Raw genomic sequence first — 21726 nt, forward strand, 5'->3', positions numbered from 1 at the left:
ATCATGGGGGAATTTAATAGCTGTAACGTGATTACAACTCAGGAAACGGGCAAAGGATTTGCTACAGCGTCCAATTCCTCATCAATTTTGCGCGGTGGGTGCGTTGCCGACAATTTGCCGAGTTTGCTTTTTCCGCTTGTGCTTCAACCAGGACTTTTTCAGTAAATGCGGCACCAGCACGCGGATGGGCATGCGTAGATAATGCCCCCTCACATACAGCAAAAATCGCGACAGGGAAGTAAACAGTGAATCTGCCTGTGGGTGGTCTGGCATCAGGGCTCGCAGGTACAAAAAATCCATTAATTTACCCTGAAATCTCCCGGGTTTTGACCCAATCTGCTGCAGCACTTTTTCCGGCACTTCCAGCTTTAAGATCAGCTCACAGTAATGTAACGCGTAATAAAGTGGTCGCTCTAATTGATGCAGCCTGGCACGGAGTACCAGCTCATCCCAAAGAGAAAGGTCTTTGCGGGTAAATTCGGCCAGTAATCGCTCAATATCAATTAGCCCTTTCAGCCCCATCTCCAATTCACCTTCATGAAACAGGTGCGCCGCACTGTGCAACACCATGTCAACTGGCGCCAAGACATATGCTCCCTCAAAAGGCGCTTTGACGGCGTCTTCTATTAACAAGTCTGCATTTGGGTTTAATTTCGCGGTCAATGCGAGAATCGTATGGTGAACATCCAGGGTGGTATTTGTCTTGATATGAACGAGCGGCGGTATCTCGTGCATCCAGGCGTGGAAATAGTGTCGGTCGTACTCATCCAACTGGCTTGGCTGCCAACCATTTGCAGCCAGGCACGACTCCACCGCCTTAATCTCGGCCACTGGAACCAGGATATCGATATCCGATAACAGCCTGCCTCTGGCCACTTCGAGATCGGCCAAAATATAGGCAGCGCCTTTGAGAAAAATCGGCTTTAAACCAATCCCTTGCAGAGCTCGGACTAACTTAGTGGCTTCCCAGCGCACCGAGATTTGTTGTTTTTCCGCAAGGCATTGCTCGGCACGTATAACCCTTGCCACATCAGCGGGAATATGGACTTGAGGGCATCTGGAGCTCAGATAATTTTCCAGCATGACGAACAGGCCGGCGCGCCTGGCCTGGGAAATCACCATTTCCCAGGCCCTCATATCCAGTTGAGAAGCCTTCTGTGGCTCGCGTATAAGATCAACCAGAACTGGATAGTTAAACATCGGTGGATTCAACCAGTGAGTCAATTGCACCTATAGCCTCATCCAAATCAGAAAACTTCAGATCAAAGCAGCGACAGCGGTCAATTAACCCCTCCATTAACTCAAAACCTTCCCGCCCCAGCAAACTGTAATTAAACGACTGCTGCGCAGCCACAATAAAGGCTGTTTCTTTTAACCGCTCATCGAGGCGTATTTCAGCGCCCTCCTGATATTTTGGAAACAGCATAATGGCCGGCTGCGCCTGTTTATCGACACCCTCTACCGATGACTGGGTCGGTTTAAGGTGCACAACGGTGCCTTTGTGAGTTCCTCGGCTTGGGGGCCCCATCACCAGCCCCTTTTCACGCCCCTGGACAAGCTCAATGGATTCGTTCTTCAGCCCGATTGGCCGGCACAGGGCCGTCAAACTCAGGTCATCCCGTGAAATCAACGCAAACTCGTCGGAAAGGAGGCGCCAGCCGGCCAACATCAACGCCGCGCAGAGGGTGCTTTTCCCCGCACCCGGGCTACCCGGCATAATCAGGGCCTGGCCTGACTTTTCGAGCACCGAGGCATGCAACTTCAAATACTGGTTGGTGTACTGGGCGACACACCAGTTCATTCCCCACTCCAGAAATGCATAAGCTTGATCGGGCGCAATGGGGGCAAACGGCTGTTGATAGTCAAAGTTAAAGATGACTTTGGGGCGGATCAGGCGCCGCCACCGCGAAGGATAATTCAGGCTTATATCGAAATTCGTGTATACATCGTCATCTGGTACTTCGTGGTCGCCATAGAGGTCGCAGATACCCTTGCACACTTCGGGAAGCGATGTAGTAATACGATATACATACGGCCCCGTACGAAGACTTAGGCCGCCGTGACGCAACCGCTGAAAAACTTCCTTTTTGGGCAAGCAAGAAATTAATTGACTCATTGCAAATAAATCACGTCCTGCCGCAATAGCTCCATCAACAGTGACGTCGCGTGGGATGAAAACTCGTCATCCAGATCAAAGTCCTGCTCTGAGGCCAGGCTGCGAATTAAATCACCAACCGCAACAGCCGCATTTGATGCTTGCAACAAGTACACAAGGGATGCCGCGTAGGGATGGAGCAGGACAGTATCACCAGTACCTTCGTGGAAAAGGATGGTTTCCTTTCCAAAGGTCGTTAGGTGAATACCCGGGCAGAGATTAACGGATTTCTTTGCGAGCGATTGCAATGGCTAACCAAATGAGGGAATTGATATACGTAATTGAAATGTATAGCAATTCCCGCAGATTGCCAGTTAATACTGATTAATTTTAGCCCGAAAGTCATCGTTAAAGAATGGATTTTTTGCCGCTTCAGTCGCATTACCTGCACCGAGCGGACAACTTCTCTCGTTCAAGGACTTAAATGTAGTGTGAATAGTGTCTAATTCGTTCTGATACAAGCTGTTGGTTGGATCACTCAAGTAACTTGTCCATGCGCTGTTAAACCAGTCAATAATGGATTGCGCTGAATACCCGTTGGAATAGTAAAAGCCCATCATAACGGAGTTCAGCACTGCTGCGAGGCCGTGACGAACCGACTGCTTGACGTAAGCGTCTCCAGTATTAAGCTTGAGAATACCATTTAAAGTAATGCCTTTGAGCTTGTTTTTATCTTTAAACCCTGGGCCATAAGCCTCACTGCTGATGGCAGAAAAAACTGCCTCGATAGGCGTTGATTGAGTCCAGCCAGTTAGCATCGCAACTTTGGCCCATGCCGCATCATTGGCAGGGGCATCTTGTGCCGGGTCTTGCCAAAAACCGGGGGTGCAGCCATATTCACACTGGGTAACGTCGAAATCGTATTGAGAGCCGCCGTTGTAGACTGAGTATAGCGTATCCACACTGCAATTCTGACTAAACCCATAGCTCGTACCAAAAGCCGATCGACCGGACAGCGACATCAAAACAGCGCCCCCCATAAGCCCTGATTTGGCGAAACGACGCCGGGAACCAGCAACAGCCTCTTTCGGCTCTACCGCTACACTTTTCTTGTCTCTTTGGTCGCTCATTAAAGAAATCCCTGAATTTGATTGGCTCCGACGCCCACACATGAAATTACATGTTCAGTATAGTTCAACAGCTGTACGCCCACCTATCGGAATCTGGCAGCTGGTCAATACACTACGGCGCATTTTGGCAATATTAATGCAAACTTCTTTGCAAATTCCATACCGCTATAAAAAAGTGCTTTCCTGACAAGCAGTTACAATAGCCACCCTGCCGTCTTCGGACACAAACCGGAAGGGGTGTAAAAATTATTGACACCTCATGTTTTCGGTTTGTTTCGACGTTCGTACGCAGGTTGGGTATACAACTATATTGGCGCCCTATACTACATGCAAGACTCTACTGCCTATAAGCGGTGCCACCCGTAAAAGACACACAAACACCATAACAAAATTCCGCTATACTTCCATGCGCCGCACCAATTTGGAGGCTTGGTACCAAAAGCACCCGAGAATGCGTAGTACCTGTCTATACTTACCCCAAACATCTCAAGAAAAAGCAATTTAATGACTGCCGCAGCTCCATACACCAACACGTACCAGGCCAAAACGTGGCATGACCCTGAGTCGTGGGACAACTTTGTTCGATCTCACACGGACTGTGTTTATTTTCGCTGGTCCTTCCGGGAGGTCATCCAACAACAATTTGGCCACAAACCGCACTATCTGGCGGTGACAGACCACGAAAATCAACTGGTAGCCGTGCTGCCTCTGATTGAAATGAAAAGCCGGCTGTTTGGCCATTTCGGTGTATCCCTGCCCTTTGTCAACTATGGTGGCATGATCTGCAGCCCGGACCACCCAATGGCAGCTAAAGAGTTATTCAGCGCCGCCGGTGAATGGGCCAAATTAAACCAGCTGCAACACCTGACCCTGCGCCAGGATCAGCAATTGACGGACTGCGCCTGGCCCCTGCAAACGCACAAAATTGCCATGCTTCTGGAACTGCCTGAGTCCGGCGACTTGCTCATGAAGTCCATTAAATCCAAATTGAGGGCGCAAGTACGCCGCCCCACAAAAGAAGGGGCTATTGCAAAACGGGGAGGCGTAGAGTTACTGGATGACTTTTATTCTGTCTTCGCCCGCAATATGCGTGACCTGGGCACCCCCGTATACAGCCGCAACTGGTTTAAGGCGTTACTCGAAACATCATCGCTGGCCTCGACGCTGGTCATCGTCTACCTGGAAAAAAAGCCGGTTGCGGCGGCCTTTCTTATCCGGCACGGTGACACCATGGAAATCCCCTGGGCTTCCAGCCTGAGAGAATTCAATCGTTTCAGTGTGAATATGCTGCTCTACTGGGAGTCGCTCTGCTGCAGCATCGAAAAAGGCTGTCGTTTTTTTGATTTTGGCCGCAGCAACAAGGAGTCCCCCACCTACCGCTTTAAAAAGCAGTGGGGCGCGGAAGAAAAGCAGCTTTACTGGTACCAGTGGACCCCCCAGGGACAGGAAGCGGTCCGAATAGACCCGCAAAACTCCAAATTTGCACTAGCTACCAAGATCTGGCAAAAATTACCTCTACCCATAGCCAACCTGCTCGGCCCAGGCCTTGTGAAAAACATACCCTAGTGCAAAACACGCGATGATGAAGTCTCTCTCTCTACTCAGCCTGCTTGTTGCCCTGTTCCTGTTAGTGCTGAATATCACGGGTCTTATTGTGCCGCTCCGCTCGCCCGAAATCGGCAGCGATTACGCTGATTTTGCCCGTGGCAATACACCCACCTATAAAGAATCCATCGCCCAACTCCAACAACTCTCTAACCGCGCCGAGCCGACACTGGCGTTTTTTACCGAGGCTACTCGCGTTTTCCACTATGGTATCGCCCATATACCCCCCGGGGATATAGACGTTAAAGGCCTCGCCCACTACCGGATGCAGGTGCCACCCTGGGAGAACTATATTCTCTATGCGCTGAGCTATATCGATCCAAAAACATTTATGGATTACGAATTCTGCAGCTATTTTAAAGCCTTAAAGCGGGCCACCGGACGCTGCGGCCAGCAATCCATGGCCCTGGCGGACTATCTCGATGAGCAGGGAATCACCACGGGTTATGTTTCACTAGGGGGGCACGCGCTCGCCGCAGCGCAAACAAGCGATGGCGACTGGGTCATTCTCGACCCGGATTATGGTGGTGTTATTCCTTTCGATCTGAAGACCGCTGAAGCCAACCCTGAGTCGGTCATTCCTTACTACTGGAACCCGACGCCGGTCGTGAATAACGGGCTGTATAAACTGTTTGCTCCGGAACATAACGAATTTCGTCAAGCCCCACCGGAGAGCCGGCAGCCCACCACCTGCCTGATGGAGAAGTTTGCCTATATTGCCAAATGGTTGATCCCCCTGGCCCTGCTGGCTTTTGCTGGATTATTAGCCATTCTTGCCCGCCGGAAACCTTAAATCACCGCATCGACCAGCTTTTTACAGCGACTGACCATAGGCGAATCCGGATCCAGCTTGACCAGACTGGCGGTCCGGTCAACCAGCGTATCCTTCAACCTGAAGCGCAAATCACAAGCAGAAGGAATTTCGCTGGCTTGCCACCCCAGTGGGAACTCATAGCCCCACTTCTTCATAAACGGACCATAATTCCTCAGCACCAGGTCCTTCAATGATTCAGTGTAATACTCCTCAAAGGGGCGCTTGCCTTTGGTGGGATTGATATGGGGAATATCTCTCACCTTCTCAACCCCAATCAACCCAAGCACATGGGCGAACTCAGACTGCAGGTTTTCAAATTTCATCACATAATCAAATTGGTGACTGCCCACCAAAAACCAGTTGTTATAAACCTTGTCGAAAAAGGTTTTCATAAAACCCTCAAAGCTGCCACCCTGGTTGTGCACATAATCAAAGTGCTTTAGATGCTCACCAGTGACATGCCCGCCATTTTTCAACAAGGCCTTCTCATTGGTGTACTGCCCCTTGTGATTACTGCGGTACTTCTCATACATGGTGGCCATATAATCCAGGGGGTTTCTGACCGTGGCAAACTTGAAGTAACCCTTCTGCTCACCCTTCGCCCACGCCATATACTGGGTAATATTGGCGTGCTTGCGCACAATGGCCTTGCCGCCGTACAAGCCGGTCAATTCGTTACTTACCGAGTGGGAGCCCGTATGCGGGATCTCAACAAAAACAAATTTATGCTGTTCACTTACAATCACTGTTGCTGCTCTTCAGTTTATTGGGGCTTCAATCGCTGATACAGACTTTCCGGATCAGTCATAGCCCCATTTAGTTCCGTGGCGAAAAATTCAAGATAGCTATCGATGCGATCGAGAAAAGCCTGCCTTTCCCCAATCGTAGCTACATAAGGAGTATAGCCTTCCACGAGGGAGGGGCTGTGAAAACTCATGGTAAAGTGACGAACTCCCGCTTTTAGCAGATAGCGCGTAATTCGCTTCATCTCTTCCAGGGTAAAACCTTCAGGAGACAATCGAATCCTCTCCAGCAAACCCAGGCGAGCAAAAATACCGGGGATTCGAAGCTTCATGCCTGGCGAAGAAGTGATGGCCTGATAGAGCCTTTCAGGCCTGGCGCCCAGAAGCCCGCAAAAACCACCGCTACAGGGCAGCTCAAACATGTTGAGCCCAGGTCCAAACCAAAAGGGCAAATTGGGCGCTCGTGAGTAATCGGGCCCGGATTGTGGTGCATAATCGAATCCGGGGGTCACACTTAAATCTATTCGATAGCCCAGCTCATAGAGAGACTGCGCCGTTGCAGGCCCCACGCCGTAGCGCCCGGCCTTGTAACAAATCGGTGCGCGACCGAAGTTTTCGCTAATAACCCTCGTCATCACCTCGAGTTTTTGCCGTTCAAGCTCAGGGGCAAGATTGCCGGGAAAGCTGTTAAAACTACAAACTTCCTCTTCGTGAGGCGGTGTCACCCAAGGGTGCAAGTGGGTTCCAATTACGCACCTGCCCTCTCGCTGGATGTCCCGGAGTGCCGCATTATCCTCCGTATTGCTGGCGATGGGATAATCAATAACGTAACAGGGCTTCAACCCATAACGATCAAATACTGCCTGGCCTCGCTCGACTTCGCGAATGGCTTTGGTAGCCGTGGCTTGGCGATTGTGCGGCAACGACCAGTCAAATTCCTCTTCCGTATCGACCACCACAGACAAGCTGGGTTGACCATCGGAGTGGATCAACCTGATTGGATCAAACAGCGACTCAAACCGATTTATGGCTGACACAATATCTCCAGCGCCGATGGCTGACTGAGAAACCCTGTGGGACTTGCCGTCAACCCGTAAGCCCCTGAGCTAAAGATCGCAATCAGGTCATCAATCTCCAGCGCGGGTAAATCCACGGCTGTGGCCACCCGATCCAGCGGCGTACACAGTGGACCGCATATATTTACTCGCTGCACCACAGCCCGGCTCATTTTATTGGCCACCGCGATCGGGTAATTACGGCGCACTACCTGCCCCAGTAGCCCGGCGTTGGCCAGATGGTGATGCATGCCGCCATCGACGATAACGTAAGTGTTACCACCCGACTCCTTAATATCCAGCACCCGAGACACATAAACACCGGCCTCGCCGACCAAAAAACGGCCAAACTCCATCCTGATATCAGTGCCGTCAAGCCAGCCCTGGTGTTGCACAAACAACTCCGCAAGCCCCTGCCCTACCAATTCGAGATCCAGCGGCTGGTCCTTGGGGAAATAGGGAATACCAAAGCCGCCGCCCAGGTTAATTTGCCTGAGCGGCACCGGAAAGATCGACGCAAGGGTTTTAAACTGCTCAAGTACCGCGGCCAGATAGGCCAACAGTCGCTCGGCATCCAGTTGCTGCGAGCAGCCGTAGACATGCAACCCCAGTAGCTCCAGGCTACTAACCGGGAAATCTTTGAGAATCTCGGGCAGCTGGATAAAATCAATGCCAAACGGACTGCCTTCCGAACTGCTCATTTTCATACCGGACGCACGCACATCCAGCCCCGGATTAACCCGGATACAGACCCGGGGCCGAAGACCGAGCTCACTGCCCAGATCAACGCAGCGTTTTATTTCAGTCACAGACTCCAGGTTGATTATAATTCCGGCTTCAATTGCCCGTTTTAAAGTATCTGTACTTTTACCGGGCCCGGCAAAGGAAATATGCTCCGGGGGGACACCCTGCCGCAACGCCAACTCCAGCTCCTGCAGAGACGCCACATCAAAGCCATCCACCCACTGGTTGATCCGCTGCACCAAGGGCTCGAACGGATTTGCCTTGATGGCGTAACTGATCTTGACCCCGGAGGGTAAGCAATCGCGCAAACGCCCAATCTGGCTACGCACAACCGAGGTGTCATAGAGATACACCGGTGTGCTGCTCGCCTCTTCCACCCAGGCTTGTACCGCTCTACCTGCCAGGTACAATTCGTCGCCTTTACAGGCAAAGTGCCTCATGGCAGGGTGAGCATCGTTCAGAGAGAGCAACCCTGAAGTATTCATGTCAATTGATCCTTGATGGCCACACGGTCAAATTTACCGGATGGAGTTCGGGGAAGGTCTTGCCAGAACTCAATCTGGTGCGGCACCATGTACTCCGGCAGTATACTTCTCATATGCCGGATTACCATCTCCGCGGTCAACTCGGCAACAGATGTGCCTATCACCATAACGAGACGCTGCCCGAGGGCAAAATCATCTATTCCCAGCGCCACCACTTCATTTACCCCTTGCAGGGAGTAGGCAACTTCTTCCAGGTCTTCGGGGCTGATGCGATATCCGGACGACTTTATCAAGCCGTCCTCGCGACCGATAAAATAAATAAGGCCATTGTCCCCGCGATAAACCTGGTCGCCAGACCATACCGCCTTGCCAGATTCAGATTGCAGGGCAGGTTGGACCGGCGGGCTGCGAAAGCGCAGCTCTGACATTTGGCTGTCACCCCAATACCCCAGGGTTACCAGCGGACCACAATGGACCAACTCCCCCGCTTCGCCGGTTGCCGCCTGCTCGCCCCGCTCGTTAATAATGTACAGCTCCGCCCCTGGAATAGCATCGCCAATAGAATCCGGGCATTGTTCCCGTAAGTCCGCGGGCAAATAGGTCGACCTGAAGGCCTCGGTCAGGCCGTACATCAATACCAGGTCAGCCTGGTTAAAGACAGCTAACAGGGATTTCTGCACCATCGCCGGCAATCGGCCACCGGAATTGGTCAGCAAACGCACAGATGCCCCTGCCCCGTCTTTCCAGTTAGCGCCCAACAGCTTGATCCATAGCGGAGGCACTGCGGCTATGACCGTGATTTTATGTTGCTGTACCTGCCTGACCACGTCGGCGGCCAGTAAATAATCCATCAGCACCAGCGCGGCCCCACTATACAGTGACGAACTCAGCTGATTAAACCCGTAATCGAAAGCCAAGGGGAGCAGCGAAAGAACCCGGTCATCGGAATCCAACCCGAGGTACTCAGATACCGATTGCGCGCCCTGCTTGATATTACTGCGTGATACAACCACCCCCTTGGGGCTGCCAGTGCTGCCGGAGGTATAAATCAGCAACTCGGCCTCTGCAAACCTGGCGGGTAACGGTTCGGTTGCATCTACCGACTGGCGGGCTTCGCAGTAAAAGCCGCTGCTATCGTCCTCCTCCCGATAACAGACCAGCCATGATAGCGCGTCGGCACTTAAAACGGATGTAACATAGTCTCGCCGGCGCTCATCGATTATCAGTGCAGCCGCAGAAGAATTGCTCAAAATGTAGTTAAGCTGGGGACCTTTAAGAACCATGTGCACCGGCACCGCTACCAGGTTCATGCGCGAACAGGCAAGCAATGCGACCACCAACCCGGGCGATTTCGCCATATAAATCGCGACCCGGTCACCCGGACGCAAACCCGAAGCTTCTAACTGGCCAGTCAACTGGTTAACCTGGGCGCTGATACTGGAATAACTGAACTCCAGCGCCTGATGTTTCAGCCAGCTGCGTTCCGGGCAGCTTTCCAGCCACACTGAAAATAACTGATACAGTGCCCCGCTCATGATTTAATTGAATTTATCAGCCAGTCTCGACAGACGCTGGCAAGCTTGTCCAATGAAGCGGGTATGGAAAAGGTATGATCTGCGTTTTCAAATTGCACCAGCGTTACCCTGGGATCATTTTGCAGCCAGTCTTTCCAGGAGACTACCCTGGCACCGACAAGAAACTCCTGCCCGGTAATATCGTTCTCTGACAGTGCAAACAGAACCGGCTTATTGACACGTTTGAGGCGATAAAATATTTCAGACTGCAATGTCGGCATCACAAACCCATGTGACCGGCTATTGCGCCAAAAGTTAATATATTCCTTAATTGACTGGAGCAAATGCACCTTGCCGGCAAACAGTTCCCGCCAGAATTCCCGATCCATAAAACGGCTTTTATAGTAGTGATCCAGTAAAACCCGCGCCTGTGTCTGCGGGCTCCTTATCCAGGGATTGATCATCACATAACCGGCTATTTCGTCGTCGGGAAAATAACAAATGGCTGCAGCGGTTGCGCCATCGCAAAGCCCCATCAGGTGAATCTCTTGCAACCCCGGTACCGCATCCTTCAAGCCACGCACAGCCGTCTGGATATCCTCGTTGCAATCTTCAAAACCGGGGTCTTCTCCCCAGCTGTCGCCGGTGCCGCGGCGATCAAAGCGCAATACTGAACAACCGGCAGCGGCCAGGTTCCTGGCCAGGCTGACAAACATACGATGACTGCCGACACGATACTGGGCGCCACCAACAACCACTACCACACCTATCTTGCGGTCCAACTCTGGTGGTGGGGAGTGCAGAATCGCCAGCATTGGCGCACCTTCACAGGTTAGTGTTATGGCCTGCTCAAGCATTCTGTCCTGCCTTGTCGGTACTGGCCATAGCCTGTAATTGCATTAAGGTCTGTGACTCGAGCACCCTGTTCACCGGGGATTCCGGAATAGACCAAAAGGGTGTGCCCGCCACCTGGTTAATTGAGCGGGCGGAAGAAAATATTTGCTGCATGCGCTCAGACAGGTTGGCCGGGGGCGACACCAATATGATTTCCAGAGGATATTGTTGCAGGCAGGCCTGGTATTGCCCCCATTCGAAATTCCTCACCGGTTCAAGCAGCGCCTCTGATAGTTGATAGCCGGCGACCTCAAACTCCTGGTCGTTTTTGTCACGTTTTCTCGCCAGGAGTTGCAGCCGCTGCAAGGCGGTAATCCAATGCTTGCCCGACTCCAACGGCTGCCAGAACAGGATCCCCGCCACTTCGCTACGGGGCTTTTGCGTTAAAAAATCCGCAATCACCAAACAACCTATGCGAACGCCCCAGAGGATTATTGACTTGTAACCGAGCTTTAGCACCCACTCGAAGACGGCTTGCAGACTTTGCTGCCAACTCTCGAAGCTGGCCTCGTAGTCCAGCCCTTCACTATCGCCAGTTCCAAAATAATCCATAATAAATGCGTCGACACCTCCCGAGACCAGCCCCTGGGCCTGGACCACCAGCTGGCGCCGACTGGCATTCAGCTCTTCCAGTGCGGGTGGCACGCAAATCACGGCAACATCGTTAATGGGACCGGCTTGCCAGGCGGTTACAAACACCCGCCCTGGCTCAGCAGCAACAAAATGCCCTGACAAGCTCATGATTTCAGCTGCTCTATCCAGGCGGCGACAGAGCCCAGGGTTTCGAAGTCCTCCGCGCGAATATCCGAGTCACTGACGATAACCCCCATGCTGTCTTCCACCATGGTAATAAGAGCCACCATTGCCATGGAATCAAAGTCGGGCAAAGCCCCCAGCAAAGGTGTTTTTTCCCGCCATTGGCTGACATCTGTAGCAGGTAAAACCTGATCCAACAGGGATTTGGCCAAGGCGAGAGAGTCTGAATCGTTCAAAATGCATTCCATTGTCAGGTTGTTCTATCAAGCAGGCGATCGCGCAAGCGGGGTAAATAGGCGTGTCTTAATGCCATCACGCGACCGGCCAGGGTTGCCGAATTATAACATTCAAGTTGTACTCTTTGCAGACAACCCGACATCCAGTCCTTTTTATACGACTCGCCACCCTTGCCATAATCAATACTGGTAACATTATCTTCATTCAAAGCTCGCCGTACCATAAAGGCAGTCAGCAGTGAGCCGACAGACCACTGCTGATAGGCGTCGTCATAGGCCAATTTAAAGATCGACGCCTCGCCATTCAGAACCAGCCATATTTGTGCTGCTACCGGCGTACGGTCAAGGTACATAACACCCAGCCGCAACCAACCCTGGCGGGCAGCCCAGTGACACAGCTCGGGAATAAAGTCGGGGTAGAGTTCCGGGTTTTTCCAGCTGTTGGCATATACCTGCTGGTAGGCATCGAGGGCAACGGCCAATTGCTCCGGCTGGTCACAGCAGTCGAACAGCACCTGAAACTGGCTGGATACCTTTGCCCCCTTGCGTTTCAGTGTGCTGCGCAGAGCGCCCGGCAATTGGGCAAAATAGCCATCGCAGTCTGCACTATCAAGCCGCAAATACCAGTGTTCAAAATCTGGCCTGCAAGTCAAGGTCCAGCCCTCCTGCCCGGCCAATGAGGTTAATGCCCTGTGCAAATCACCACCCTCATCCACTGCCGAAAAGCGCAGCACATCCCAATTTTCCGTTGCCAGTATGTCGTGCAGCAGTTCCTTTAGCGCCGCAACATCCGTGACCGGTGGCAAATAGTGACTACTATAGAGCCCCGTCAACCCCTCGAGCCTGCATAAATTCAGGCCCAAAATACGCTGTTTGCTTCGGTAAACTGGCAATGCTGACTGGCTCTCGGCGCCCTGTTGTGTGTATATCCGGGCCTCCGTATTCGACAAACAGTGTTTGTGCAGCAGCGACAGCCAACCCGGCTGCTGTTCAAATCGCAGGGGCTGGTTATTTAATTCGGCATACTCTGCAATACTTAATATGCGCATAATTACCAGTGGGCTTTCTGGTAGCACGGAATCGTCAATTATCTATGGCTCCTGCACAACCAGCGTTTATTGGTAAACATTAACTAGCGACCACCCATAAACTAAGTAGAATCCTTTTAATGTCATTCCCGCGCAGGCGGGAATCCATAAATCTCAAGTACTTATTGGGCCCAGGGACGCCGGACCGCCGCCTGCACGGGGATGACAAAAAACAGTATTTCCGGACGGACATAAACTAATCAGCCGCCTTGATAAGACGCTGAAAAAGCTCGTATTGCCCACGGCTGGTTTCGCTCCAGTCAAATCTTTCCGCATAGGCGCGCACACTGGCCCGATCCGGCATATCTGTGAGCAAGCGCCCTATCGCCGCCGCCAAGCCCGCCGCACTGCGGTCCTCTACTAGAACGCCGCCGCTGCCAGCACTTAACACTTCAGGCACACCGCCCACCGCAGTCGCAACCACCGGAGTACCGCAGGCCATGGCCTCCAGCAATACGTTGGGCCAGCCTTCGCGACTGGAGGCCAACACCTTGATGTCCGCGGCGGAAATAAAGCGGGCCAATTCTTGCTGTGGTTTGCCGCCCAGGAAAAAGACCCGGTCAGCCACCCCCAAACGCTCGGCAAGAGCTTTGAGCGCGGACTCTTCCGGCCCATCGCCGACCAGCATTAGCGACACGCCCGGCAATGAAACCAGGGCCTCAATAGTGAGCTCATGGCCTTTGAGCTCCGCCAGGCGGCCAACTGAGATCAGTAAATGGCCCTTTATGCCCAGCTCTTCGCGGATTTCCTGCGCTGAAGGCTGCGGAGAAAATCGGCTCAAGTCGACACCATTGCGAAGCACATGGGTTTCCGGCAGTGTATAGCCCAGCCCTAACAAGTGCTGGCGCAGGGCGTCCGCTACTACGATCAAGGCATCGGCCTGGGGCAACGCATCTCGAGTCTGATGCGCCGGCTTTTTAAAGGTCTGGTGAAACATTACATCACTACCGCGTGCAGTAATAACCACCGGTTTATTGAATGCCTTGCCCAGCTTCAAGGCCGCCAAACCGTCCGGGTACAGGAAATGGGCATCAATCAGGTCAAAGTCGAACCCGGAGTCCTGAACCTGTTGCAAACAAGCGCGACTACAGCGCGCCATCAGTGCCGGCGCCCAGCTCATGCCAATTTTCGGCACGACCGGGTAGCGCGGGTGGTGGATCCGAATACCACTTCTCTCCTCCACCCGGGGAATGCGTGCGAACTCTCCGTAGCGACCAAAACGTTGACTCGCAAACGGAAACCAGGGTACCGGAGCAACCACTTGCAACTCCACATCGGGGTAATCCCGGCGCAGCTGCAAGGCCCGCTGCTCCACAAATAACGCGTGCAGCGGCTGGACCGAATTAGGGTAAAGCGTCGAGAACAGCAGTATCTTCAACGAATATTACCCAGAAACGCATCGAACATTAGCAGGCTCCAGATATGAGCACTGAATTCACTTCGCCCCGACTGGTGTCGCTCGAGGATTGTTTTCAGGTAGTTGCGATCAAACAATCCGGTATCCAGCAAGCGATCGCCCAGCAGTGCCTGCTCCGCCTTTTGCTTGAGCGGCCCGCGAAACCAGCTCGCCAGAGGCACCGCAAAGCCCATTTTCGAACGATACAGGATGTCCGCGGGCAAGCGTGATTCGAGGGATTTCTTGAATATATACTTGCCTTCACCGTTGCGAAGCTTCAGCTCCGGTGGCAACCCCGACATCCACTCTACGACCTTGTGATCCAGAATGGGCACCCTGACTTCCAGTCCATGAGCCATGCTGGCCCGGTCTACTTTGGTGAGGATATCCCCCGGCAGGTAGGTTTTGAAATCCAGGTACTGTACCAGAGACAATGGGTGATCGGTGGGGGCATTGGCCGCATGTTTACGAAATACATCCAGTGCGTGATAGCCCTGTAAATCCCGGTTCATTTTCGCGCTAAACAGCTGCCGTCGCTGCGCATCGGTGTAAATAGTCACGGTATGGAAATACGCTTCGACAGAATCACGGGCCATACCTTCGAAGGTGCTCTTGGCACGCAGCATACGAGGTGCCCAGTCGGCCTTTGGATAATAGCGTCCGAGCGCCCCAAACAACGGTTGCCGCAAGCCTGCGGGCATTAAATTGCGAATCCGCTCTTCATTCATATGCCAGCGGTAGCGGCGGTAGCCCGCCAGGTTTTCATCGCCGCCATCGCCAGACAGGGCGACAGTGACATGCTTGCGGGCCTGCTCGCAAACCCGGTAGGTCGGCATTGCCGAACTGTCCGCATAGGGCTCATCATAGAGACCGGCCAACTTGTCGATCAGGTCAAAATCATCCGGATCCACCTGGGCCACGTTGTGGGCCGTGGAAAATCGCTCTGCAACCTGCTGCGCAAAGGCCGACTCGTTGTACTTGGGGTCGCCAAAGGAAATGGAAAAGGTGTTGACCGGGTTAGGATCCAGCTCGCTCATTAATGACACGACCGCACTGGAATCAACCCCTCCCGACAAAAAAGCCCCCAGTGGAACTTCCGCGACCAAGCGTATATCCACAGCCTCTTTCAGGCGATAGATCAATTCTTCACCAACACTGGCTTCAGAGCCGGCAGCCACGGGGGCAAAAGGTAGATCCCAATACTGGCGAGGCTCTTTCAGGCCCTCGCCCTGCTTGAGGGTGAGACTGAAGCCGGGCTCAAGTTTCTTTGCCTGGCGAAAGATAGTGCGAGGTTCCGGTATATAGCCGTATGAGAAATAGTCTTCAACCGCCAGCGGATCCATGGAGCGATCCAGCCCCGGGTGCATCATCAGCGCCTTGAGCTCGGAGCCAAAAATAAAAAAGCCATCGCCCAGCTCTGCGTAATAGAAAGGCTTGATACCCAAGCGGTCACGAGCCATAAAAAGCGTTCGCTGATTGCGGTCCCAAACCGCAAAGGCGAACATGCCCCTGAACTGCTGCACACAGTCTTCGCCCCACTCCTCCCAGGCGTGGACAATCACTTCCGTATCACAGTGGGTACGGAATGTATGGCCCAGCCCTTTCAGCCGATCAGTCAATTCGGGAAAGTTATAAATTTCACCGTTATAGACAACGACAACCGAGTGATCCTCGTTATAGAGAGGCTGCTTACCGGAGCTTAAATCAATAATGGAAAGTCTTCGGTGCCCTAACCCCACCCCCGGTTCGCAGTGCAGCCCGCCCTGGTCCGGACCGCGGTGAAACTGGGACTCGTTCATCCGCTGCAGCAAGCCCTCATCTATCTCACGCGCCGAGCGCATATCCACAATACCGACAATTCCACACATAACTAGCTTGCTATCCGTTCAAATCCAATGGGGATACCAATGCGAAAGCATTGGCAAAGGGCCAACCTGGCAGCAGGCAAGACCGTTCCTAAAAGCGCCTGCAGAGCCTCTACAGAGTATAAACAAAGTCACTTTAATATGCTGATTTAAGCCACCAAAGATCGATAAAGAGCTTCGTACCTGGCGACCATAGCCTCCAGACTGAACTGTTCAAGGCAACGCTGACGCGCTTGTGCCCCAGCCCCTGCACGAGCTTGCCCCTGCTCGACAAAATACTGCAGCCCCCGGGCCAGGGCTGTACTGTCCCCGGCTGCTACCAATTGTGCAGTCTCTGCAGAAACTAACTCAGCGTTACCGCCGACAGCCGTTGCCACGACCGGCAAACCAGCCGCCATCGCCTCCAGAATGGTATTGGAAATGCCCTCGGCCCGGGAAGGCAGCGCGAAAATATCCATGGCCTCGAAACAGGCCGGGGTATCTTCCCGGTGACCGGGGATCCAGCAATCGGCCATAACCCCAGCCTGCTCCAGGCGCTGCACCACATCGCCGTGTAGCGGCCCATCTCCAATCATATGCAAGCGAATCGGTATTTCCGTCATACCCCGTAATTGAATATAGGCTTCAACCAGGTTCAGCGGGTCCTTGACTGCCTGCATGCGCCCGATAGTGCCAATTACAACTCCCGCTTCAGGCCTGCTGGATCGATCAACGGGCTGAAAGCGGCTAACGTCGACGCCATTACAAATACGGTACAGCTTCTCAGGCACAACACCGACGCCGTTCACCAGGTAGTCTTCAATTTCACCGGAGAGCGCGACAAATCGATGAATAAAGGGCTTCACCAGCTTGCGCAAGGTACGATAGCGGGCATTGCTGCCACCCAAATCGTACATATCCCAGCCATGTTCACCATGAACGCGCCCCTTTACCCCCACCAGAAAAGCCACCCATTGGGCCTCAATGGTGGCCAGGTTACGGGTATGCACAATATCCGGGCGAATTTTCCTCAACAATTTCCCTGCGCGCCAATACCAGCCCAGGTCTTTTCCCGGCTGCTTGTGCAGACAGTGAATCTCCACATCCGGGCGCCGAATGCGCTTGGCAAAATCATCGTAGTCAGTCATACAGATGACCGTATGACGAAACGCTTCTGCCGGCATGTGGTTAATCAGGTTGACCAGACCATTTTCGAGGCCACCAGCTTTGAGCGCATGAACCACATGCGCTACATGGATAGGTTTGGGCACTGCCATGGAACCTACCAGCAGATGCCTTGGTAAGAATAGTCGTTGGAAGTCTGCGGCCCCACACGCACCAGGTCAATCACTTGCTGGTCATCCCGGAGCTGCTCAGGAATCGACCTGAACTCGGCCGAACCATTGCCGATAACAATAACCTCAGCGTGTTCCAATACCTCACCGATGCTATCGGTCATAAGGCTGGAAATATGGGGTATGTGATTGAGGATATAGTCTTTGTTGGCGCCCACCAGGCTGGCGATACGAACATTCTTGTCATAAATACGGATATCAAAGCCCTTACCCAGCAGGCGTTCAATCACCTCTACCAGCGGGCTCTCGCGCAAATCGTCCGTACCCGCTTTGAAAGAAAAGCCCAGCACCCCGATCTTCTTGCGGTTTTGCGCCATAATCAGTTCCAGGCCGCGCTCTATCTGGTTGCGGTTACTGGGCAGAATAGCGTTGAGAATAGGCACATCGAGGTCCAGCATACGCGCCTTGTGCGTCATAGCCCGCACATCTTTCGGCAGGCAAGAACCGCCAAACGCGAAGCCTGGCTTCATATAATAGGGGGACAGGTTGAGCTTGGTGTCCTGGCAAAAAATATCCATCACCGCATGGCCGTCGATACCGACCTGCTTGCAGATATTACCTATCTCGTTGGCAAACCCGACTTTCAGTGCATGCCAGACATTATCGGTGTACTTCACCATCTCGGCGGTGGCCACGTCGGTGCGGATCATCGGTGCATCCAGCGCTTCGTATAAGCTGGCCAGGATCCCACCACTACGCTCGTCAGTTTCACCAATCACGGTTTTCGGCGGATGATAAAAGTCGTGCACCGCCGTGCTCTCGCGCAAAAACTCCGGGTTATTACAAACACCAAAGTCCTGGCCCGCCTTTTTACCGGAGGCCTCCTCCAGCGCCGGAATTACTGTCCCCATCATTGAGCCCGGCAGCATGGTACTGCGGGCCACCACTACGTGGAAGTCGCCCTTGGATCGCAACGCTTCTCCGATTTGCTGGCACACCCGACGCACATAACTCAAATCAAGGCTGCCATTGGACTGGCTGGGTGTTCCCACACAAATTATCGACAGTTCGGAATTGTTAACCGCTGCACGCACATCAGAGCTGGCGCTCAAGCGGCCCTCAGCGACCCCGGATGCGATCAATTCTTCCAGGTCTTGCTCGATGATCGGGGTCTTGCCGGCATTGATCAGGTCGACTTTAGTACTGTTTGGGTCCACCCCAATCACTGTATGGCCTTCCGCCGCCAGGCATCCCGCCGAAACGGCCCCCACATACCCCAATCCAAAAATGCTGATTCTCAAGGTTCTTCTCTGTCCATGTGTTAGAAATAACGCAGATGATTGCATCTATTCAAAGCAAGTATAGTTTACTCTGGCCAGTATGCCGCTTAATCAAGCCTTGCAATCTTACAGGGTTTCAAGCCAGACTTTAAGCCTCGTGCCTCCCGCTTATCCGAGCCCCAAGACAAACCCATGAATAACTTTAAGTTATTGATTTTTATAGCCTTATTATCAACCCCCTGGCCAAGCCTCGGCGCCAGTTACTTTGTCGACAGCCTTTGGGGCAATGATCGAAACAGCGGAGCGAACCCTCTGGAGGCTTGGCAGACACTGGCAAAGGCCGGTCGCCAACAACTGCAGCCTGGGGACAAGCTGTTGCTGCGCAGCGGTGACCGCTGGTTTGAAAGCCTGCGCCTGTCTGGCCGTGGCGAAGCGGAGCGTCCAATCGAGCTGGCTACCTATGGCATGGATGGGCCGGCCCAGATAGGCGGCCTCGAAATCAGCGGCGACTACCTGTCTATCCAGCACCTGACGATCGACCGCAACAAGGAAAAGCGGGACGCAATTCGAATCCGGAACGCCCGCCACATAAGCTTACAACACCTGACAGTACGCAACGGCGCGGCCGATGGCGTCGACATTCAGGACAGCCAGGACATCCAGATACGCGACCTCCTGATTCACCACTTTCTCGCCGGCAGTTTTGAGCAGCAGAAAGATGCCCACGGCATCGCCGCTAGCAATACCCAGCGCCTGACCATTGCAAATACCGAAATACACCATACCTCCGGGGACAGTTTCCAGGCTGATCCAGCCCGAAAATCCGGCGCAATGAGTAATGACATCATTATCAAAGATAGTTATTTCTGGACGGGACCACTGGCGGAGGATTTCAATGCGGGCTGGCGGGCAACGGCCCACCTCCCGGTTAGCCAGCGTCAATACCCCGGCGAAAATGCCATCGACACCAAGGTGGTTAAAAATAACTGGGAAAATACGACGCGAATGAGACTGACAATTGATGGCCTGCGCGCCCATGGCTGGAAAGCGGATGCCTATATAACCAACAAGGCGGTTTTTAACCTCAAAGAAAAAATTGATATCCGCCTGAATAATATCGAAGTCTATGATTGCGAGATGGCTTTCAGGTTGCGCGGCAATCGCGGCAACGCGCAGGTCAGCATTAACAATGCAAAAATCTATCAATGCGGGGCGGGCATACGAGCTGAGGACGGCCTGCAAGGGTTAGTCGTAAAAAACTCGGTATTTGGTGTCGGGCTGAAAAAAGCAATCATTTCTGTAGGAACAACAACGCGTCAGGCCCAACCAAGCTGGACATTCCAAAACAATGTCTTCCATGGAGCTGTCCCCAAGGCGCTGAGAGGAAACAACAACCGCAGCTTCAAGAGCGACAGTCTCTGACGATTGGACTGCCTTTCCGGCGTCAATCGCTCTGGCCAGCGATCAGGTAATGCCCTCGACCTCACCACTTGAACTGGACTTGATCTGCTCGCCGCCAGAGCGGTCGTTGGCAACGGTTTGGCAAACATCCAGAAATGTCTGGGCCACCTTGCTCCAGCCAAAATGTTCCACCACGTAGTTACGAGCATTATCCCCAAGGGCCAAGCGCCTGGACTCGTCTTGCAACAAGCCGATTACCGCCTTGGCGAAATCACCATCTTCATCGGCATTAAGGAAATGCTCGCCATCAACCAGTGGCAATCCCTCGGCGCCAATAGTGGTTGACACCAGTGCCTTACCCATCGCGAGCGCCTCATAGATTTTCATGCGGGTACCACCGCCAATGCGTATGGGCACTATATAGACAGCACTTCCTGCTATATACGGACGAGTATCGTCAACCCAGCCGGTCAATTCGATATCCGCTCGCCCATTCACCAGGCGCTCCAGCCGGGGCGGCGGTTTACGCCCCACCACCAACAATTTTACATCCTGGAAAGTCGCCTTTATCTCGGGAAATATACTCTCGATAAAATGCACCAGCGCATCTTCGTTGGGCAACCAGTCCAACGAGCCGGTAAAGACCAGTCGCTGCTCCTGAACTACGTCGGGCAGTGGCTTAAAGAAGTCCACATCCACACCGGTAGGAATGGTATAAACGTGTGTCGCTCCATACCAGTTCTCCATAATGGACTTGTCCGAATCCGACACGGCTATTACCCCATCGAACCAGCGACACATGGCCTTCTCATGCCGCAGCATGCGCTTGTGCTGGATGGACCAGAACAGGCGCGCGACAGGATTACTGGCTCGCTCCAGGTGGCGCTGGGTAATCTGGGCTTCCACATTGTGCTGGAACAACAGCGTAGGAATGCCACTCACCTGGCGCACATTCAGGGATGACTGCAAGAAATCGCAAATCAGCAAGTCATAATCATGCAATTCCAGCTCGCTAAGCAGTGCATTCTCCAGCGCGCGCGAATAATCATTCAACACCGAGACCGGATAACGGGAAAACTTCTTCATCAGCACCGACGCATAGAACTTCAGTGAATAGCGCTCAGCTTCTTTCCAGGGCACCGGGATAAACCTGTGGCACAGAGCCTGCATTTCATCCAGGTAAGGGTCATCCTTAGGCGACTCGACATTGCTGATAACCGTCACTTGTGCCAGCTTGTTGAGCTCACGCAGAATATTGCCAGTGCGAATTTTACCGCCGGTATCCATGGGCAGCACAAAACGCTGGGAAAGGAATAGAATTTTCATGGCTGTTCCTGAAGCTTTAAAATAT

At 53.1% G+C, this 21726-nt stretch carries 20 protein-coding genes; 3 read left to right on the forward strand and 17 right to left on the reverse strand.

Annotation, left to right across the window (positions count from 1 at the left end; translation table 11 throughout):
• Positions 1–81: 81 nt before the first annotated feature.
• The 4 genes from G8764_RS05215 to G8764_RS05230 form a co-directional block, all read right to left on the reverse strand.
• Positions 82–1230 (reverse strand): nucleotidyltransferase family protein, encoded by a 1149-nt coding sequence (locus G8764_RS05215; protein ID WP_166162515.1) that lies wholly within the window; start codon positions 1228–1230, stop codon positions 82–84.
• Complete coding sequence (locus tag G8764_RS05220) at positions 1193–2116, reverse strand: HprK-related kinase A (protein ID WP_166162517.1); 924 nt, start codon at positions 2114–2116, stop codon at positions 1193–1195. Before G8764_RS05220 ends, G8764_RS05215 begins: the two co-directional genes overlap by 38 nt.
• Positions 2113–2403 carry a hypothetical protein gene (locus tag G8764_RS05225; protein ID WP_166162519.1) on the reverse strand — a complete coding sequence of 97 codons (291 nt, stop codon included), beginning with the start codon at positions 2401–2403 and terminating at the stop codon, positions 2113–2115. Before G8764_RS05225 ends, G8764_RS05220 begins: the two co-directional genes overlap by 4 nt.
• 66 nt (positions 2404–2469) lie before the next feature.
• Positions 2470–3225: a hypothetical protein gene (locus G8764_RS05230; RefSeq protein ID WP_166162521.1), complete on the reverse strand. Its 756-nt coding sequence runs from the start codon at positions 3223–3225 to the stop codon at positions 2470–2472.
• A gap of 504 nt (positions 3226–3729) precedes the next feature.
• Between G8764_RS05230 and G8764_RS05235 the strand changes: the two genes are divergently transcribed.
• Together G8764_RS05235 and G8764_RS05240 are read left to right on the forward strand one after the other, a co-directional pair.
• The gene (locus tag G8764_RS05235) at positions 3730–4791 is read left to right on the forward strand and encodes a FemAB family XrtA/PEP-CTERM system-associated protein (protein WP_166162523.1); all 1062 of its coding nucleotides are present in this window, start codon (positions 3730–3732) and stop codon (positions 4789–4791) included.
• 13 nt (positions 4792–4804) lie between these two features.
• Complete coding sequence (locus G8764_RS05240) at positions 4805–5623, forward strand: hypothetical protein (protein ID WP_166162525.1); 819 nt, start codon at positions 4805–4807, stop codon at positions 5621–5623.
• Here the strand turns inward: G8764_RS05240 and G8764_RS05245 are convergent.
• The 12 genes from G8764_RS05245 to G8764_RS05300 form a co-directional block, all read right to left on the reverse strand.
• Complete coding sequence (locus G8764_RS05245; protein WP_166162527.1) at positions 5620–6390, reverse strand: sulfotransferase family 2 domain-containing protein; 771 nt, start codon at positions 6388–6390, stop codon at positions 5620–5622. The genes G8764_RS05240 and G8764_RS05245 overlap by 4 nt on opposite strands.
• Positions 6391–6407: 17 nt before the next feature.
• Positions 6408–7424 (reverse strand): polysaccharide deacetylase family protein, encoded by a 1017-nt coding sequence (locus tag G8764_RS05250; protein ID WP_207951667.1) that lies wholly within the window; start codon positions 7422–7424, stop codon positions 6408–6410.
• Positions 7412–8671 (reverse strand): pyridoxal-dependent decarboxylase, exosortase A system-associated, encoded by a 1260-nt coding sequence (locus G8764_RS05255; protein ID WP_207951668.1) that lies wholly within the window; start codon positions 8669–8671, stop codon positions 7412–7414. Before G8764_RS05255 ends, G8764_RS05250 begins: the two co-directional genes overlap by 13 nt.
• Positions 8668–10206: an AMP-binding protein gene (locus G8764_RS05260; protein ID WP_166162529.1), complete on the reverse strand. Its 1539-nt coding sequence runs from the start codon at positions 10204–10206 to the stop codon at positions 8668–8670. The genes G8764_RS05255 and G8764_RS05260 overlap by 4 nt, the downstream gene beginning before the upstream one ends.
• A complete protein-coding gene (locus G8764_RS05265) occupies positions 10203–11042 on the reverse strand; it encodes a hydrolase 1, exosortase A system-associated (protein ID WP_279538400.1) in 840 nt (279 codons plus the stop codon). The genes G8764_RS05260 and G8764_RS05265 overlap by 4 nt, the downstream gene beginning before the upstream one ends.
• Positions 11035–11820: an alpha/beta hydrolase family protein gene (locus G8764_RS05270; RefSeq protein WP_166162533.1), complete on the reverse strand. Its 786-nt coding sequence runs from the start codon at positions 11818–11820 to the stop codon at positions 11035–11037. The genes G8764_RS05265 and G8764_RS05270 overlap by 8 nt, the downstream gene beginning before the upstream one ends.
• On the reverse strand, positions 11817–12071 hold the full coding sequence (locus G8764_RS05275; protein ID WP_207951669.1) for an acyl carrier protein: 255 nt from the start codon (positions 12069–12071) through the stop codon (positions 11817–11819). The genes G8764_RS05270 and G8764_RS05275 overlap by 4 nt, the downstream gene beginning before the upstream one ends.
• Before the next feature lie 14 nt (positions 12072–12085).
• The gene (locus G8764_RS05280) at positions 12086–12904 is read right to left on the reverse strand and encodes a GNAT family N-acetyltransferase (protein ID WP_166162537.1); all 819 of its coding nucleotides are present in this window, start codon (positions 12902–12904) and stop codon (positions 12086–12088) included.
• 451 nt (positions 12905–13355) lie between these two features.
• Positions 13356–14537 carry a glycosyltransferase family 4 protein gene (locus G8764_RS05285; RefSeq protein WP_166162539.1) on the reverse strand — a complete coding sequence of 394 codons (1182 nt, stop codon included), beginning with the start codon at positions 14535–14537 and terminating at the stop codon, positions 13356–13358.
• The gene (locus G8764_RS05290) at positions 14534–16423 is read right to left on the reverse strand and encodes an XrtA/PEP-CTERM system amidotransferase (RefSeq protein WP_166162541.1); all 1890 of its coding nucleotides are present in this window, start codon (positions 16421–16423) and stop codon (positions 14534–14536) included. The genes G8764_RS05285 and G8764_RS05290 overlap by 4 nt, the downstream gene beginning before the upstream one ends.
• Positions 16424–16569: 146 nt before the next feature.
• A complete protein-coding gene (locus G8764_RS05295) occupies positions 16570–17676 on the reverse strand; it encodes a TIGR03088 family PEP-CTERM/XrtA system glycosyltransferase (protein WP_166162543.1) in 1107 nt (368 codons plus the stop codon).
• 5 nt (positions 17677–17681) lie between these two features.
• The gene (locus tag G8764_RS05300; RefSeq protein ID WP_166162545.1) at positions 17682–18995 is read right to left on the reverse strand and encodes a nucleotide sugar dehydrogenase; all 1314 of its coding nucleotides are present in this window, start codon (positions 18993–18995) and stop codon (positions 17682–17684) included.
• A 171-nt stretch (positions 18996–19166) separates the two neighbouring features.
• On the opposite strand from G8764_RS05300, the gene G8764_RS05305 reads away from it, so the two are divergent.
• Entirely contained in the window at positions 19167–20396 is a 1230-nt protein-coding gene (locus tag G8764_RS05305; RefSeq protein WP_166162547.1) for a right-handed parallel beta-helix repeat-containing protein, read from the forward strand.
• 42 nt (positions 20397–20438) lie between these two features.
• On the opposite strand, the gene G8764_RS05310 is transcribed toward G8764_RS05305, so the two are convergent.
• The gene (locus G8764_RS05310) at positions 20439–21701 is read right to left on the reverse strand and encodes a glycosyltransferase family 4 protein (RefSeq protein ID WP_166162549.1); all 1263 of its coding nucleotides are present in this window, start codon (positions 21699–21701) and stop codon (positions 20439–20441) included.
• Between the last annotated feature and the right edge of the window lie 25 nt (positions 21702–21726).

The organism is Pseudomaricurvus alcaniphilus (assembly GCF_011440395.1).
GTDB classification, from domain to species: Bacteria; Pseudomonadota; Gammaproteobacteria; order Pseudomonadales; family Cellvibrionaceae; genus Pseudomaricurvus; species Pseudomaricurvus alcaniphilus.

What these genes read in the sequence shown, in the direction of transcription:
- G8764_RS05305 (WP_166162547.1), top strand. Translation starts at nt 19,167, where the DNA reads ATGAATAACTTTAAGTTATTGATTTTTATAGCCTTATTATCAACCCCC.
- G8764_RS05255 (WP_207951668.1), bottom strand. Translation starts at nt 8,671, where the DNA reads ATGAATACTTCAGGGTTGCTCTCTCTGAACGATGCTCACCCTGCCATG.
- G8764_RS05295 (WP_166162543.1), bottom strand. Translation starts at nt 17,676, where the DNA reads ATGGCAGTGCCCAAACCTATCCATGTAGCGCATGTGGTTCATGCGCTC.
- G8764_RS05220 (WP_166162517.1), bottom strand. Translation starts at nt 2,116, where the DNA reads ATGAGTCAATTAATTTCTTGCTTGCCCAAAAAGGAAGTTTTTCAGCGG.
- G8764_RS05230 (WP_166162521.1), bottom strand. Translation starts at nt 3,225, where the DNA reads ATGAGCGACCAAAGAGACAAGAAAAGTGTAGCGGTAGAGCCGAAAGAG.
- G8764_RS05270 (WP_166162533.1), bottom strand. Translation starts at nt 11,820, where the DNA reads ATGAGCTTGTCAGGGCATTTTGTTGCTGCTGAGCCAGGGCGGGTGTTT.
- G8764_RS05235 (WP_166162523.1), top strand. Translation starts at nt 3,730, where the DNA reads ATGACTGCCGCAGCTCCATACACCAACACGTACCAGGCCAAAACGTGG.
- G8764_RS05290 (WP_166162541.1), bottom strand. Translation starts at nt 16,423, where the DNA reads ATGTGTGGAATTGTCGGTATTGTGGATATGCGCTCGGCGCGTGAGATA.
- G8764_RS05310 (WP_166162549.1), bottom strand. Translation starts at nt 21,701, where the DNA reads ATGAAAATTCTATTCCTTTCCCAGCGTTTTGTGCTGCCCATGGATACC.
- G8764_RS05265 (WP_279538400.1), bottom strand. Translation starts at nt 11,042, where the DNA reads ATGCTTGAGCAGGCCATAACACTAACCTGTGAAGGTGCGCCAATGCTG.
- G8764_RS05240 (WP_166162525.1), top strand. Translation starts at nt 4,805, where the DNA reads ATGATGAAGTCTCTCTCTCTACTCAGCCTGCTTGTTGCCCTGTTCCTG.
- G8764_RS05260 (WP_166162529.1), bottom strand. Translation starts at nt 10,206, where the DNA reads ATGAGCGGGGCACTGTATCAGTTATTTTCAGTGTGGCTGGAAAGCTGC.